The organism is Qipengyuania sp. HL-TH1, assembly GCF_036365825.1.
Taxonomy (GTDB): Bacteria; Pseudomonadota; Alphaproteobacteria; order Sphingomonadales; family Sphingomonadaceae; genus Qipengyuania; species Qipengyuania profunda.
This window is the reverse complement of sequence record NZ_CP142675.1, coordinates 1,841,431-1,854,856: the sequence shown is the minus strand read 5'-3', so window position 1 is coordinate 1,854,856 and position 13,426 is coordinate 1,841,431. Positions and strand designations below refer to the sequence as shown.

The following is a 13,426-nucleotide window of genomic DNA, read 5'->3' as shown; positions in this document are numbered from 1 at the left end:
GATGCGTCTTGCCATGCGACTGCCCGAGAAGAAGCCGGGCGACAACGGGATCGCCAACGATTTCGACCCGCGCGACGGTGCGGATGCGGAAGTCATCGACCTCGCCCAGCGCAATGCCTTCCCCGCCGTGGCGCGTCCCGCGGGCAAGTCCGACGCGCTCGGCCTCGTCGCGGGGATCGCGATTGTCGCCGGTCTTGGCCTGGTCACCTTGTGGAGCATGAACTCCGCCCGCGTCGCCCCTCCCGAAGGCATCGGCGGCCAGCAGGCACCGGTCGAAACCGCCCCGGTGGTGCCCCCCGCAGCGGTAACGCCGCCCCCGGCCCAACTCGCGGCGCAGGCGCCGCGGCCCGATCCCGCCCCGCAGCCGGTTCTCGCAGCGCAGCCGCAGCCCGGGCTTGCCGCCAATCCCTATGCCAATCCGACCGTCGTCTACGATGCGGGTAGCGCGCCCGCGACACTGGCGCTGGGCGAAGCGAGCGCCACCGGCGAACCCGCAGGTGCGACCGGCAATGCCGCGAGCGATTTCGCCAGCCGCATCGGCGGTGTCGGCGGCTCGCCCGCGCAGGCCAAGGCAATGGTCAATCCCGCGACCACGGTCACCCAGGGCACGCTGATCCCCGCGATCCTCGAAACCGCGATCGACACCAATGTGCCGGGCTATGTCCGCGCGGTGGTGAGCCAGGACGTGCGCAGCTTCGATGGCACCAAGGTGCTGGTCCCGCGGTCCTCGCGGCTGATCGGCCAGTACCAGTCGGGCCTGCAGAACGGCCAGAAACGCGCCTATGTCATCTGGACGCGGCTGATCCGGCCCGATGGGGCCTCGGTCAATCTCGCATCGCCCGCGATCGGCTTCGATGGCACCACCGGGCTTGCGGGCAAGGTCTCGGGCGACGGTTTCTTCAAGCGTTTCGGTTCAGCCATGTTGCTGTCGGTGGTCGGCGGTGTCGGCTCGCTCGCCACGGGCGGTGCGGCCGGCGTGCTGATCGGCGGGGCCAGTTCTTCGGCTGCCGCCACTGCGGCACAGCAGGATGGCCAGCGCGGCCCGACGGTACGGGTGCGGCAAGGTGAACCGATCCGCATCTTCACCGCGCGCGATCTGGACTTCACCTCGGTCAGCTGAGCCCATCCTGTCGTGAGCGCCGATATCCACCCCTTCAACCCGGACGACAATCCGGAAGCCCACACGCCGGGCGTGGACCTGCATGGCGAACGCAGCGTCTATCTCGACGCCTATCTCGCGCCGTTCCGCGAATGGCTCGAGCGCGACACGGTGACCGAAATCCTCGTCAACCAGCCGGGCGAGGTGTGGGTCGAGGATGCAGCGGCTGGCGGGATGCAGAAGATCATCCGCCCCGACATCGACGACCGGCTGATCCAGCGGCTGGCCGAGCAGGTCGCGCGGGTCAGCCACCAGGGGATCAACCGCGAGCATCCGCTGCTTGGCGCGACGCTGCCCGGCGGCGCGCGCGTGCAGTTCTGCGGCCCGCCGGCGGCGCGCAAGCACTGGGCCATGGCAATCCGCCGCCACCGCCGTCTCGACCTGCCGCTCGACGCCTATGACACCGGCCCGCTGGCCCCGGCGGAGCAGGGCGCCATGCCCGATGCGCAGGCTCAGCCGGTCGCCTTCCTGCGCGAGGCAATCCGCCAGCGCCGCACGATCCTCGTGTCGGGCGGCACCAGCACCGGCAAGACCACGTTCCTCAACGCCATGCTCGGCGAAATCCCGCGTCATGAACGCGTCGTGCTGGTCGAGGACACGCCCGAGCTCAGGCTGCCCGGCGAAAACGGGGTCGGGCTGGTCGCGGTGAAGGGCGAACTGGGCGAAGCCAAGGTGACCGCCAACGAATTGCTGCAGGCCGCGCTGCGCCTGCGGCCCGACCGGATCGTGCTGGGCGAATTGCGCGGTGCGGAAAGCGTCAGCTTCCTGCGCGCGATCAACACCGGTCACCCGGGCAGTTTCTCGACCATCCATGCCAATTCGCTGCGCGGGGCGCTCGAACAGCTTTCGCTGATGGTGATGCAGACGGGAATCGGTCTCACCCGGACCGACACCATCGCCTATGCCGCCAGCGTGATCGACGTGCTCGTCCAGCTTGGACGCGACGGATCGGGCAAGCGCGGTATCGTGCAGATCGCCGAAAGCCACACGCTGGTCTGAGTGCGGTAAATCCGCGCCCGCTGGAAAAACGTGACCATGCCGTAGCGTCAGCTGCGCATCGGAATGCGCTTTCCGCATAACACTTGCCAAAATTCGCCCCTGTTTTGCGCAATAATAATGCGCCGGCGCTTGCGTGCATACGAATGTGTGATAGCAATAGCCCCGTAGGCCGCAAAGACGGCCACATCGAGAGGAGAGGGTTAATGAGGGTACGGGCTTCCCTGCTCGCGGGTATTTGCGCGAGCGCTATTTCGTTTCCGGCGTTCGCGCAGGATGCAACCGGCGATGATCTCGAAGATCCGCGGTTCAGCACCAATGTCATCATCGTTACCGCGCAGCGCCAGAACCAGTCGCTGCAGGAAGTGCCGATCGCGGTCAGCGCCTTCGATGCTGCTGCGCTCGAGGCACAGCAGATCGAGAACGCCAGCGATCTCCAGCTGACGCTGCCCAATGTCTCCTTCACCAAGAGCAATTTCACCAGCTCCAGCTTTACCATCCGCGGAATCGGCGATCTGTGCGTCGGCGTGACCTGCGACAGCGCCACCGCGATTCATACCAATGGCTCGCCACTGTTCGGAACGCGCCTGTTCGAAACCGAGTATTTCGATCTTGAACGGGTCGAGGTGCTGCGCGGCCCACAAGGTACGCTGTTCGGGCGCAACGCGACGTCTGGTGTGGTCAACGTCGTGACTGCCAAGCCTGAACTCGGGACCTTCGCGGCGGCGGCCGAATTCGAATACGGCAATTACAACAGCATCAAGACGAAGGGCATGATCAACGTGCCCTTAGGCGATACGCTAGCCTTTCGCGCGGCAGGCTTTTATCTCAATCGCGACGGATATACGACCAACCTCTACGACGGCAACGATATCGACGGGCGCGATATGTACGCGGTGCGTGGTTCGCTGCGCTTCGAGCCGACCGCGAGTACCACGCTCGATCTGATGGCGTTCTATTTCCGGGAGAATGACGACCGGCTGCGTATTCAGAAGCAGACCTGTCAGCGCGATCCCACCGGTGTGCTGGGGTGCCTCAACAACCGGCGAGATTTCGACAGTACCAACGCGAACTCGACGCTTGCGAGTGTCCTTACATCGCAGGAGCTGTTTCGTATCCAGGGAATCCCCGATGTGCTGGCGCTCGGCAGTGTCTACGGCCCGGACGGCTACGCGAACTTCGACGAGCCGAACGATGTTCGCACGGTGAACACGGCGTTCACGCCCGAATATTTTGCCGACGAATTGCAGTTGCAGGCCCATCTCGACCAAGGATTTGGCGCGATGAACCTGTCGCTGACCGGGATATATCAGGAAACGACAGTGGATTCGCGGCAGGACTACAACCTCGGCGTCCTCGACCGCAGCGGATATGCCGGCGCTCTCAATACGCTGGCCTTCTTCGCGGCGAACGGACTGCCGACGGGCGTAGCCTCGCCAGCCTTCATCCCTGGGTCGAATGCCTATTTCGCCCCGATCGCCGATGCACTCATTCCTGATGGACCCGCCGGCGTATTGTGTACCTCCGATAATGACGACGGCAATCTCGGTGCGTTCGAAGGTAACTCGCTATGCGCAGATGTGCCCCTCGCCTTCGACCGGTCGGTCCAGTACCAGACCGCATGGTCAGGCGAGGCAATCTTGAGCAGCGATTTCGACGGACCGTTCAACTTCCTTGTCGGTGGTATCTATGCCGAAACCGAAGTCAGCGAGAACAGCTACTACGTCAACGGTTTCGGTCTCGACTATGCAACCGCAATCCTCGGCACGTTCTCGGCCTTCGGGGCAGGGGCACCGCCGTCCTATCTCGCCACGTCGATGTATCGGAATAACACGACCGACTTTAAATTGGAGAGCTTCGGCATCTTCGGTGAAGTCTATGTCGACATCAGTGACCGTCTGCGGTTCACCGGTGGCATACGCTATAACGACGACAGCAAGACGGTGTCCGCGCGCACCACTCTGGCGGACTTCCTCAACCCTTTCGGGAATGGCGATCCGTTTACATCGCCCTTTGTCGGTAGCTTTGATGCCGATGCTGGGATAGCGGGCAATCAACTGCTGCAGGAACGCGATGTCAGCTTCGATGCGATCACCGGTCGCGCCGTCCTCGACTACGAGATTTCACCCGACAACAAAGTCTACTTCTCCTATTCGCGCGGCTACAAGTCGGGTGGCATCAATCCGCCACTGTCGCCGATCTTCGCGGTTTCTGACAGCTTCGATTCGGAACAGATCGATGCCTTCGAAATCGGCTCGAAGAACACATTCCTGAATGGCTCGGCACAGGTTAATCTCACGGGCTTCTACTACAAGTACAAGGACCTGCAGCTCAGCCGCATCGTCGCGCGAACCTCGGTTAACGACACGATCGATGCCAATATCTGGGGTCTCGAGCTCGAGACGATCCTGCGACCGAGTTACAACTGGCTGATCAACATGAACGTCAGCTACCTCAACGCGAAGGTGGCAGGCGACCAATTCTTCAGCAATCCGCGCGATCCGGGCGGCGGCGATCCCGATGCGGTGATCATCAAGGACCTGTCAAACGGCTCGCTTTGCGCGGTGACGGGAGCGGGTGCCAATGCCTTCGTCGGTGCGGTCAATGCGGGTCTGGGCCTGCAGGCTCCTACCGCCTTCCCGGCCGACGGGGGAATTGCCTCGACCGGTGCCTTCAGCATTTGCAGTGTGCTCGACGCCCAGACCGCCAATCCGGCGTTTGCACCGCTCGGCCCGATCAGCGTGCTCAGTCCCGGGGTGGAGGTCAATTTGCGGGGCAACCGTTTGCCGCAAGCGCCCGAGTACAAGGCATCGATCGGCGTCCAGTACACCGCCGATTTCGACAATGACATGTCGCTCGTGCCGCGGTTCGACCTCGCCTATACGGGGGAGCAGTTCGGCAATGTGTTCAACGGCAATGTCAACCGGATCGAACCCTTCGTCCAGGCGAACGCCTCGATCCAGCTCAACGGCGCCGATAACCGGTGGTTCGTCCGCGGCTTTGTCCAGAATATCTTCGACAGCAATTCGGTGACGGGCCTTTACGTGACCGATGCCAGCTCGGGCAACTTCACCAATATCTTCACTCTCGACCCGCGCCGCTACGGCATCGCGGTGGGCGCGAAGTTCTAGCACCGACAAGCTCCATGGGGGAGGGAGGGGCGGCCTGCGGGTCGCCCCTTTTCACATGGCTCAGCGCCCGGCAGAGGCGAAGGGCGAGAAATCGGTCTCGGTATCGAACACCTCGACCTGCTCGGCACGCTTGAGCGCCCCGACCGCGGCATAGGTCACCGGCGTCAGCAGCGCCTCCCACAGCGTCTTGATCGCCCACTGCGACAACACGACCTGCCACAAGAGCTCGACCGGCCACCCGGCCAGGCCCCAGAAGGCCAGCGGGTAGAAGATCAGGCTGTCGAGCCCCTGGCCGACCACGGTCGACCCGATCGTGCGCATCCACAGATGCCGCCCCTGGCTCCACACCTTCATCTTGGCGAGGACATAGCTGTTGGCGAATTCGCCCACCCAGAAGGCGACCATCGACGCCAGCACGATGCGCCACGAATTGCCGAATACGAACTCATAGGCTTCCTGTCCGGGCCAGCCCGCCGCGGGCGGCAATTGCACCACCACCCAGGCCATGAAGGCCATGAACAACAGCGCGGCAAAGCCGGTCCAGATCACCCGCCGCGCGCGGGCGTAGCCATAGACCTCGGTCAGGATGTCGCCGATGATGTAGCTGACGGGGAAGAACAGGACGCCCGCGCCAAACGACCATTCGCCGATCAGCGGCAGCGTGACATAGCTCGGCTTGGACGCGCCGATCAGGTTCGACAGCAGCAGGATGGTGACGAAGGCCGCCATCACCAAATCGTAATAGCGGAACTGCGGTGCGGGCGGGCTCGGCGGGGCGTTTTCCATCACAAACACGGATAGTGCCGATTGGCCAGCCGCGAAAGGCGCGTTATGGCACCCCCCGAGCGCGCCCGTAGTTCAACTGGATAGAGCACGAGCCTTCTAAGCTTGGAGTTGCAGGTTCGAGTCCTGCCGGGCGCGCCAGTTTACCATGTACGTGCGAACCGGTGGCCTACCGGGGCCGGGCGTGCTTACTGCCCGCACCAGGCTTGCGACGGGTCCGCGGACAGTTACCTGCTCTTTCTGTTGAACGAGGGTTGGAAAGGTTGCTTGATGAGCCCTAAGCGTAGCGACATCTATGAATTCCAACTGGCAAATGGTTATTTTGGCTATTGCCAAGTGATATTTCCCGGAACTGTATTTTACATCGCTGTATTCGATGAAATATTTCAAGTCCCTATTGCGTCTATTGAAGGTCTTTCGGGGGTGGGGCCGCTGTTGTGTGGCTGGACCTTGGATGGTCGAATACACCACGGGATGTGGAAGTTACGAGGTAGCAAAGACATTACGAGTGAAATTCCGAAGCCATGTTACATAATACCGCGAGATGGCGTTGAAATGGTCACATCTTTTGAGGGTGCGGACCTCCGTCGCGCTACGCGTGAGGATTCCTTTAAGCTCCCACGAAAGACGACAGTCGCACCCATTCGATTCGAGCAGGCTTTGGCTGCGAAATTTGGTCTCGAGCCTTGGTCCTCTCATTATGAAGGCCTGCTGATATCGTCGGCAAGGGCATACGAAGAATATTGTAACTCTAAGTCGTCCGTCCTCTGATTGAAGGTCAGAATGGGACGGCGATGGAATTTTCCCAATGCTCTGAGTGCCTATCTTTATCCTGCCGGGCGCGCCAGTTTACCCTTGCGACAGCGATGCGCCCTAATCCCGGTCGCTCAGGGTCACCTTCGGCTATCCTATTGGCTGTCGTTCGCGCGGCCGATCCGATAGGGTCCGGATCGCGCCGGGAGCAGGTTACCCTTCCAGCTCAGTCTGATGATTTTCTGGTCGAACAATTGATCGACCGCTTCATGGACAAGCGGCATGGCCAAATGCCAGTCTGCCGCATCGTCGCAAGCGATCTTACGCGCCACTTCGCTAGGACATATCGTTGTTTCCGGCGCGCGTTCGGCAAGCAGGGTCAGTACTGCAGCGTTGGCGACGCCGACCGTCACTTGCGCTTCCGGCCGGAGGTCATGAGATCGGGCTTCGGCGGCGGCTTCCAGTCTGGCGGAGGAATCGGCCGCTGCCGGCTTGATCCGAGCCCCATGGCGCCAGGCTTCTGGCGGACCAGTCCCGACGTGTCGGCTTCGGCGGCCTCTGCAGCATCTGATCCGCCGCGTATAAGATTGATGCGGTCACGAATTCGCCGCGCCTCCTCGAAATCGAGAGCGTGCGCCGCCGCTTCCATATCGCGTTGAAGGTCCTCGATGGTCTTGGTCATTGCCATTCAACGCACGAATGGGACTTCTGGTACCACTGCGCCCCGGTTCCGATAATTGAGATGCCGCACATGATCGCCTTGCCCGGACATCGATGCCATTCACGCGGGACCCAGGGGATTACCCGAACCGGAATGGCGAATTCAGGAGCGGTCATTGCCCTGTGCAATGCGCCATTTCACCGCCGGAGGGTTCGTTCGCTCGAATCCTCGATTACGAACCCCCTGCAAACGAAGAGGGAGGGGCGAGCCCCCCCTCCCGCAATCAGAAGCGCATGCCCAGACCGACAACGATCTGGTGGCGATTGATGTCGCCATATTCGAAGATTTCCCCGATGTCGGCGGTTTCGCCGTCAATCTCGACTTCGCCGTCACCGTACATCGAAAGGCGGTATTCGATTTTCGCGAATGCCTTATCCGAGAAAGCGTACTCCGAGCCCAAGCCCAGACGCAGGCCATCGAAGGTAGCGTTCTGGCTCACCAAGAAGCTCTCGGTATCGACAGTGCCGCCGAGCGACAGCTTGGTGCGGGCATTGGTGTAACCGGCTTTGACATAGACGAGCGACCGTTCGCTGAGCTGACCGCCAAGACGAACGCCGGCATACAGGTCGCGCCCGGTATCGAAGCTGGCCGTAATATCCACGCTGCTACCGTCCACAGTGCCGACAAAGCTCTCGCTTTCTCCGGCCGTAGAATCGGCATATTCGACTTCGACACCCAGCAGCGTGCCTCCGAACGAGAAATCGTAACCGGCCGCTACGCCGTACGCGAAGCCGCCCAGATCGTCGCTGAGTTCTTCGCCGTAGACGTCTTCATCGATCGTGATCTGGACTACGTCATAGCCCGCCAGTGCTTCGACATGGAATCCTTCGAAGCCGCTCGGCCCGTCTTGTGCGACAGCAGGCGAGGCAATGAGCGCAGTTGCCGAAACAAGAAGTGTGGTGATTTTCTTCATGTGATGGTTTTTCCTTACAACCCAGTCGTTAGACAAGCCGCGGATAGGTTGATGCTTCTTAAGGGAAATATAATTTTCGCGCGCGGCGTTGGATTTGCGTGAAATGTTGCCGGATCGCAGCATTTTCTGCTGGGTAACAAGTAATGATCCGAAAATCGGTGCCGGCTGGATTATAATTACGGCGCCGTCATGCCTAAACGGAATAAAACGGTTCGCGTGCGCCGGATTGTTGCCGGGGAACGGGTCTGGCGCGGACGGTCCGGTGCTGGCGATCTGGTATTACCGTGTTCCGCGGGGGAAATGCAGCCGGAGGCGAGACTGACATCCTGTCCCCGGGCCACACCCTATCCCTGCCTCGAGTGACCAAGACAGAAAGAGCGGAAGGATCGCGCGTCAGCCGCTGACGCTATCCCCGCGCAACCTTGTCCATCGGTTCGGCGGTGACGGGATAGCCGAATTCCTCGCCGATGTTCAGCCAGGACGTGCCGTCCTTTTCGCCGATGAACGGGGTGATCGTGCGCACCGGGATAGCCTGGGCCTGCGCCGAGGCTTCGGCGAAGCTGCCGAACAGTGCGAGCCGTTCGAGATTGCGGCGGGTGGGGAAGATCACCTTGATTTCACCGCGCTCGGCGGCATCGAGCGCGCCCTGCGCACTGGTCCAGAACAGATGCGTGTTTTCCGACAGATCGGCCTCGATCTCGACCGCGCCGGTACCGAGGTCGGCAAGGTAGAAACGGGTGTCGAATACGCGCGGGATGCGTTCGTTCTTGGGGAACCACCGCGCGAAGGGGACCAGCTGGTCGAGATCGAGCGCCCAGCCGAAATGATCGAGGACCGGCGCAAGCTCGCCGGTTTCCTGCAAGAAGTTGCGGGCCGCACGCGCTTTTGCCGCATCGATTTCGCCGGTCAGGCCGATCACCAGCCCGGTTTCCTCGAGCGTTTCGCGTACCACCGCGACCTGGTGCGCGGCCTCGTCGGGGTCGAGCGGGCCGCCCATGCTGGCGCCGAGATCGAAATCGGCCGGGTCGACCCGGCCGCCCGGGAACACCGCCATGCCGCCGGCAAAGACCATCTCGCGCGAACGGATGGTCATCAGGATCTCCGGAGGGCCACCCTGCGGCGCATTGCGGAAGATGACGACGGTTGCGGCGGGGATACCATTGGCCCCGGTATCGGTGTGCTCGCTCATGTGCATGTTGTGACGGGGGCCGCGCTGCTTGCCAAGCGCAAAGGTAAACGGGGGCTGTCGGGGAACTTTACACTAAGCGACGCGACTAAAAACGCGTTTACCATCTGGAGGCGCGGAAACTCGTGATCATGCCTGTTTGGCACGGGGCATGCATATATTCATCTGTCCCGTTCAAGTCTTCACGGGGGTGCCAACCCAAGGTCTCCACACCCGGTACCCTCAGAACGAACGAAAGGCCCGCCCGGTAGTCCCACCGGGCGGGCCTTACCCGTTCTGGAGCCGGTAATTACGCGGCGCGGTCCCTAGAGGACGCGCCAAGCGTGCCTCAGCCTTCGGCCTTGGCCACGGCTTTCGCATCCATCATCTGCTGCAATTCACCGGCCTCGAACATCTCCATCATGATGTCGCTGCCGCCGACGAATTCGCCCTTGACGTATAGCTGGGGGATGGTCGGCCAATCGGAATAGGCCTTGATGCCCTGGCGCACTTCCATGTCCTGCAACACATCGACGCTGTCATAGGCGACGCCGCAATGGTCGAGGATCGCCACCGCACGGCTCGAAAAGCCGCATTGCGGGAACAGCGGGGTGCCCTTCATGAACAGGACGACGTCTTTGCCGCCGACGATGTCGGCGATGCGCTGGTTGGTATCGGACATGGGTCCGTCCTTTGTATGAATTCGAGTTGCGGAGAATCAGGTGGGGGCTTGCGTGGTCAGTTGCAAGGCGTGCAGTTCGCCGCCCATGCGCCCGCCCAGCGCGTCGTACACCAGCTTGTGCTGCTTGACCCGCGTCAGCCCGGTAAACTGCGGCGCAGTCACCTTGGCGGCCCAATGATCGTTATCGCCGGCGAGGTCGCGCATCTCGACCTGTGCGCCGGGCAGCGCTTCCTCGATCAGCGCGACGATGTCTGCAGCGGCCATCGGCATGGGTTCAGGCCCCGTCGGACATGAACTGGCGGCGGGCCTCGACGGCGCACTCTTCCAGCTTGGTCCGGATGTCGGCTTCGCTGACATCGCATTCGGCGGCGGTGAGGTCGCCCAGCAGCTTGCGAATCACGTCTTCATCGCCGGCTTCTTCGAAATCGGCCTGGACGACCGCCTTCTTGTAGGCGTCGGTTTCTTCGTCGGTCAGACCCATCAGACCTGCCGCCCATTCGCCGACCAGGCGGTTGCGGCGGGCGGCGATCTTGAAGGCGTTTTCCTCGTCGAAGGCGAACTTGGCTTCCTCGCCGCGTTCGCGATCCTTGAAATCGGTCATGATGGTCCTCTCGGGATGGAATGTCGGGGGCCGGAATAGGCGCGGCCCCCCACCTCGCAAGGGCGGTTATTCCATCGTTACGACGAGCTTGCCGATCGCGCCGCGATTTTCGAGCTTGGCGATGGCCTCATGCGCGCGTTCGATCGGATAGGTCTCGCTGACCAGCGGATTGATCTTGCCCGCTTTCCACAGGTCGAACAGCTCTTCGATATTGCGCTGGTTGCGCTCGGGCTCGCGCGCGGTGAAGGCGCCCCAGAACACGCCGCGGATATCGCAGCTCTTCAGCAGGGTGAGGTTGAGCGGCATCTTGGCGATCCCGGCGGGGAAACCGATCACGAGGAAACGGCCTTCCCAGGCGATCGCACGCAGCGCGGGTTCGGAATAGTCGCCGCCGACGATGTCATAGACGATATCCGCGCCATTGGGGCCGACTGCCGATTTGAAGTCGCTCGCCAGTTGCTTGGAAGTGTCCTTGTCGAACGGCGCGCGCGGATAGATCACCACTTCGTCCGCGCCGTGCTGCTTGGCGACTGCGCCCTTTTCCTCGGTCGAGACCGCGGCGACCACGCGGCAGCCATAGGCCTTCGCCAGTTCGACCGCCGACAGGCCGACACCGCCCGCAGCGCCCAGTACGAGGACGGTTTCGCCCTCCTTGATGTCGCCGCGGTCCTTCAGGCCGTGGATCGTGGTGCCATAGGTCATCAACAGCGCGCTGGCTTTCACCAGGTCGATCCCCTCGGGCACCTTGAACAGCCGTTCCGCCGCCACCGCGACCTTTTCCTGCAGCCCGCCATTGCCGACGCCGCACATCACGCGGTCACCGACGGCAAAGCCCTCGACGCCTTCGCCCAGTGCCTCGATCGTGCCCGAGATCTCGCCACCGGGCGCGAACGGGCGGGGCGGCTTGAACTGGTACATGTCGCGGATGATCAGCGTGTCGGGGAAATTGATCGCGCAGGCGGCAACCTTGACCAGCACCTCGCCCTTGCCGGCGGTGGGTTCGGCGATATCCTCGACGACGAGGGTTTCGGGTCCGCCGACTTCCTTCGAAAGGACTGCTTTCACGCTGCATCTCTCCTATGCGGTTTATCGAGCCAAGGCATGGCGCCCTCGCGCATTTGTTCGTGTCTGGTGATTTCGTCGGCGCTGCCGAGCGTCAGCCCGATCTCGTCGAGCCCTTCGAGCAGGCAGCGCTTGCGGAACGGGTCGATCTCGAAAGTGAACCGGTCCTGGAATTCGGTGGTGACGACCTGGTTTTCCAGATCGATGGTGATCGGATGGTCCTGCGCGACCTCGAGCAGCCGGTCGACCTGGTCCTGCGGCAATTCGACCGCGAGGATGCCGTTCTTGAAGGCATTGCCCGCGAAAATGTCCGAGAAACTGGGGGCGATCACCGCATCGAGTCCCATGTCGAGCATCGCCCATGCGGCATGTTCGCGGCTCGATCCGCAGCCGAAGTTATCGCCCGCGATCAGGATCGGCGCCTGTGCGAAATCCTCGACATCGAAGGGGTTGCCGGGGGCCGCGCGGATGGTCTCGAACGCGCCCTGGCCAAGCCCCTCGCGGCTGACCGTCTTGAGCCAGTGCGCAGGGATGATGACGTCGGTATCGATATTCTTAAGGCCGAGCGGAATGGCCCGACCTTCGATGGTGGAAACGGCTCTCATCAGTTTGCGCTGTCCGGAAAGGCGGGCAGGCGTTCGACATGCCGCGGTTCGTGCTGCACCACGACGGTGGCTTCGAGACTGTCGGCCATCTGGTTGAAACGATGGAACGATGCCAGCGTATCGGCGCGGTCGGTGTTGAAGGTGGGGACACCCTCGTTCTCGATCTGCTCCTCGAAATGATAAAGATCGCCGGTCAGCATGTAAGTGCCCATTCGCGGAAGCTCCACCACCAGTGCCTTGTGACCCGGCGTATGCCCATGCGTCGCGATCATCCGGACCGTTCCGTCGCCGAACACGTCGTGATCGGCTGCGATCCGCGTGACCTTGCCGTTTGCATCAGCACCGAACCACGGGGCGAGCTGGGCGATCGTTTCCTCGCGCCCATTGGCAATCACCGCGTCCGCGTCGCCTGCACCGATCAGCAGTTCGGCATGGGGAAAGTCGACTGCCTGGCCGATATGGTCGTTGTGGTAGTGGCTGATCCCGACCATCGCGATATCGGCGGGGGCGAGACCGAGGTCGCCGAGCTGTTCGACGATCGTACGCTCGACGCTCGAGGTGAATACGCCGCGCGTTTCGCTGGTGCCCTTGAGCGCGCCGGAAAGGCCCGTATCCCACAAAAGGTAGCGGGTGCCATTGCGGATCAGGTAGCAACTGTCAGTCAGTCGGCGGCGCTGGCCGTCGTAGAGATGCGTGTCGGAGAACGGCCCGGTGTCGCTCAATTCGAGCGTCCCGCAATCGAGCCGCCACATTTCGATATCCGCTGCTTCCTGCGCGGATACCGCGACCGGCATGGCGAGCACCGCGGCAAGCGCGGCCAGCATTCCTGATTTCGGCGACATGTCTCTCTCCCCT

14 protein-coding genes and 1 tRNA gene are annotated in these 13,426 nt (G+C 62.3%); 4 read left to right on the top strand and 11 right to left on the bottom strand.

Annotated features, from left to right (window positions below; genetic code table 11):
- Nucleotide 1 precedes the first annotated feature (1 nt).
- The 3 genes from VWN43_RS09790 (at nucleotide 2) to VWN43_RS09780 (ending at nucleotide 5,286) form a co-directional block, all read left to right on the top strand.
- On the top strand, nucleotides 2–1,120 hold the full coding sequence (locus tag VWN43_RS09790) for a TrbI/VirB10 family protein (protein ID WP_320181883.1): 1,119 nt from the start codon (nucleotides 2–4) through the stop codon (nucleotides 1,118–1,120).
- A gap of 12 nt (nucleotides 1,121–1,132) precedes the next feature.
- Entirely contained in the window at nucleotides 1,133–2,158 is a 1,026-nt protein-coding gene (gene virB11, locus VWN43_RS09785) for a P-type DNA transfer ATPase VirB11 (RefSeq protein WP_420493528.1), read from the top strand.
- A 203-nt stretch (nucleotides 2,159–2,361) separates the two neighbouring features.
- Nucleotides 2,362–5,286: a TonB-dependent receptor gene (locus VWN43_RS09780; RefSeq protein WP_320181884.1), complete on the top strand. Its 2,925-nt coding sequence runs from the start codon at nucleotides 2,362–2,364 to the stop codon at nucleotides 5,284–5,286.
- Nucleotides 5,287–5,346: 60 nt separating this feature from the next.
- Here the strand turns inward: VWN43_RS09780 and VWN43_RS09775 are convergent, their stop codons facing one another.
- Nucleotides 5,347–6,072, bottom strand: coding sequence for a queuosine precursor transporter (locus tag VWN43_RS09775; RefSeq protein ID WP_320181885.1), 726 nt, complete (start codon nucleotides 6,070–6,072; stop codon nucleotides 5,347–5,349).
- Between the two features lie 61 nt (nucleotides 6,073–6,133).
- Between VWN43_RS09775 and VWN43_RS09770 the strand changes: the two genes are divergently transcribed.
- A tRNA-Arg gene (locus tag VWN43_RS09770) sits at nucleotides 6,134–6,210 on the top strand.
- 767 nt (nucleotides 6,211–6,977) lie between these two features.
- Here VWN43_RS09770 and VWN43_RS09765 read toward each other — a convergent pair.
- The 10 genes from VWN43_RS09765 to VWN43_RS09720 form a co-directional block, all read right to left on the bottom strand.
- Nucleotides 6,978–7,235: a DUF3253 domain-containing protein gene (locus VWN43_RS09765; RefSeq protein WP_320181886.1), complete on the bottom strand. Its 258-nt coding sequence runs from the start codon at nucleotides 7,233–7,235 to the stop codon at nucleotides 6,978–6,980.
- The gene (locus VWN43_RS09760) at nucleotides 7,232–7,504 is read right to left on the bottom strand and encodes a UvrB/UvrC motif-containing protein (RefSeq protein ID WP_253522712.1); all 273 of its coding nucleotides are present in this window, start codon (nucleotides 7,502–7,504) and stop codon (nucleotides 7,232–7,234) included. Before VWN43_RS09760 ends, VWN43_RS09765 begins: the two co-directional genes overlap by 4 nt.
- Nucleotides 7,505–7,766: 262 nt before the next feature.
- Nucleotides 7,767–8,456, bottom strand: a complete 690-nt coding sequence (locus VWN43_RS09755) for an outer membrane protein (protein ID WP_320181887.1) — start codon at nucleotides 8,454–8,456, stop codon at nucleotides 7,767–7,769.
- 406 nt (nucleotides 8,457–8,862) lie between these two features.
- Nucleotides 8,863–9,645 (bottom strand): NUDIX hydrolase, encoded by a 783-nt coding sequence (locus VWN43_RS09750; RefSeq protein ID WP_320181888.1) that lies wholly within the window; start codon nucleotides 9,643–9,645, stop codon nucleotides 8,863–8,865.
- 325 nt (nucleotides 9,646–9,970) lie between these two features.
- A complete protein-coding gene (grxD, locus tag VWN43_RS09745; RefSeq protein ID WP_253522721.1) occupies nucleotides 9,971–10,303 on the bottom strand; it encodes a Grx4 family monothiol glutaredoxin in 333 nt (110 codons plus the stop codon).
- Nucleotides 10,304–10,339: 36 nt separating this feature from the next.
- On the bottom strand, nucleotides 10,340–10,573 hold the full coding sequence (locus VWN43_RS09740) for a BolA/IbaG family iron-sulfur metabolism protein (RefSeq protein ID WP_263605050.1): 234 nt from the start codon (nucleotides 10,571–10,573) through the stop codon (nucleotides 10,340–10,342).
- A 4-nt stretch (nucleotides 10,574–10,577) separates the two neighbouring features.
- On the bottom strand, nucleotides 10,578–10,904 hold the full coding sequence (locus VWN43_RS09735; protein ID WP_253522727.1) for a DUF1476 domain-containing protein: 327 nt from the start codon (nucleotides 10,902–10,904) through the stop codon (nucleotides 10,578–10,580).
- 66 nt (nucleotides 10,905–10,970) lie between these two features.
- Entirely contained in the window at nucleotides 10,971–11,969 is a 999-nt protein-coding gene (locus VWN43_RS09730) for an NADPH:quinone oxidoreductase family protein (RefSeq protein ID WP_320181889.1), read from the bottom strand.
- Nucleotides 11,966–12,571, bottom strand: a complete 606-nt coding sequence (gene leuD / locus VWN43_RS09725) for a 3-isopropylmalate dehydratase small subunit (protein WP_320181890.1) — start codon at nucleotides 12,569–12,571, stop codon at nucleotides 11,966–11,968. The genes VWN43_RS09730 and leuD overlap by 4 nt, the downstream gene beginning before the upstream one ends.
- Nucleotides 12,571–13,413 carry an N-acyl homoserine lactonase family protein gene (locus tag VWN43_RS09720; RefSeq protein ID WP_320181891.1) on the bottom strand — a complete coding sequence of 281 codons (843 nt, stop codon included), beginning with the start codon at nucleotides 13,411–13,413 and terminating at the stop codon, nucleotides 12,571–12,573. The genes leuD and VWN43_RS09720 overlap by 1 nt, the downstream gene beginning before the upstream one ends.
- Nucleotides 13,414–13,426: the final 13 nt, after the last annotated feature.